This window comes from Mesorhizobium sp. M0991, from assembly GCF_040318915.1.
Lineage (GTDB): Bacteria > Pseudomonadota > Alphaproteobacteria > Rhizobiales > Rhizobiaceae > Mesorhizobium.
Map to the genome: position 1 here is coordinate 1 of NZ_JAMYNE010000094.1, position 1,478 is coordinate 1,478.

2 protein-coding genes are annotated in these 1,478 nt (G+C 64.4%); both read left to right on the forward strand.

Translation table 11 applies throughout. The annotated features are described in order from the left end of the window. Positions 1-815, forward strand: an 815-nt coding sequence (locus NKH70_RS35625; RefSeq protein ID WP_353027470.1) for a phosphomethylpyrimidine synthase ThiC, incomplete at its 5' end; no start/stop codon positions are given. Then, positions 812-1,478 (forward strand): FAD-dependent oxidoreductase (locus NKH70_RS35630; RefSeq protein ID WP_353027471.1); only part of this gene is annotated, 667 nt, incomplete at its 3' end. The genes NKH70_RS35625 and NKH70_RS35630, both read left to right, overlap by 4 nt.

The window sequence follows — 1,478 nt, forward strand, 5'->3', positions numbered from 1 at the left end:
GGGAAAGCTTCCTCTACGAGCATTTCGCGGAAATCTGCGACATCTGCCGCGGCTATGACGTCTCCTTCTCGCTCGGCGACGGGCTTCGTCCGGGCTCGATCGCCGACGCCAATGATGCGGCGCAATTCGCCGAGCTGGAAACGCTCGGTGAATTGACGAAGATCGCCTGGGCAAAGGACTGCCAGGTGATGATCGAGGGGCCGGGCCACGTGCCGATGCACAAGATCAAACAGAACATGGACAAGCAGCTCGCCGTCTGCGGTGAGGCGCCGTTCTATACGCTTGGCCCGCTGACGACCGACATCGCGCCAGGCTACGACCACATCACCTCAGGTATCGGCGCCGCCATGATCGGCTGGTTCGGCACAGCCATGCTCTGCTACGTCACGCCCAAGGAGCATCTTGGCCTTCCCGATCGCGACGACGTCAAGACCGGCGTAATCACCTACAAGATCGCCGCCCATGCCGCCGATCTGGCGAAGGGTCATCCGGCTGCAAAGGTTAGGGATGATGCCCTTTCCCGGGCGCGCTTCGAGTTCCGCTGGGAGGACCAGTTCAACCTGTCGCTCGATCCCGAAACCGCGCGGTCCTTCCACGACCAGACCTTGCCCAAGGAGGCGCACAAGCTGGCACATTTCTGCTCGATGTGCGGTCCGAAATTCTGTTCCATGCGTATCTCTCACGATATCCGCACGGAGGCCCAAAAAGAGGGAATGGCCGCGATGGCGGCGAAATACCGCGAGGGCGGCGACCTCTACGTGCCCTCGGACGAGACCGGCGCACCGCTTGTGCCGGAGGCACATGAGCGATCATGAGACTGCTGGTCAAAGGGGCTGGCGTCGGCGGCCTCACCGTCGCCTTCGAACTCGCCACGCGCGGCGCGGCTGTGACCGTTGCCGAGACAAGGCACAGCCTTGGCGGCAATGCGTCATGGTTCGCCGGCGGTATGCTGGCGCCATGGTGCGAGCGTGAAAGCGCGGAGCAGCCAGTGCTGGATCTCGGACGCGATGCCGCCGACTGGTGGGATGCGGTACTGCCGGGTCACGTGACACGGGCCGGAACCCTGGTCGTGGCCGCGCCGCGCGATGCGGGCGAGCTCGACCGGTTCGCCAGCCGCACCTCGGGTCATCGGCGTGTCGATGAAGATGAAATCGTGTTGCTCGAGCCCGACCTCGCCGGCCGCTTCCGCCGCGGACTGCTCTTCCCCGACGAAGCCCATCTCGACCCGCGTCAGGCGATGGCGGCACTTCATGATAGGCTGGCGGCGATGGGCGTCGAGTTCCACTTCGGCGCCGACGCTTCGGCTGTTTCCGGTTTCGATCGCCAGATCGAATGCACGGGAATGGCGGCGGGCGATGACCGACTGCGCGGCGTTCGCGGCGAGATGCTAATCCTGAATACGCCTGATGTCTCGCTGTCGCGCCCAGTCAGGCTGCTTCATCCGCGCTTTCCGCTTTATGCGGTGCCACGCACCGACC